At 40.9% G+C, this 237-nt stretch carries 1 protein-coding gene; it reads right to left on the bottom strand.

Going from position 1 to position 237, the window contains the following annotated elements:
- The coding region (locus LJE08_RS14445; protein WP_227403642.1) for a hypothetical protein at positions 1-202 on the bottom strand (202 nt) is incomplete at its 3' end.
- Between the last annotated feature and the right edge of the window lie 35 nt (positions 203-237).

Here is a 237-nt window from a genome sequence, read left to right on the forward strand (position 1 = left end):
GTTTGAAACTAATCGGATACCATAGCCAATCTAGAGTGCGGGACTCATTTTCCCAAATATCGTTGCCATATTGATCCTGCCTGCCTGTGTTATAACGATAAGGTTTTTGAGCCAATTGTGTTTTAACAGTTCGATAACGAGCAACGACATTACGAATTGCTGACTGAGCCATTTGCGCTTTTAATCCATAATCTTTTCGCAATTGATGGTACAACGCCCTGTTTAACTTCGCTTGAG

The sequence above is a fragment of the Holdemanella sp. DFI.5.55 genome (assembly GCF_020593575.1).
In the GTDB taxonomy this organism is placed as follows: Bacteria; Bacillota_I; Bacilli_A; order Erysipelotrichales; family Erysipelotrichaceae; genus Holdemanella; species Holdemanella hominis.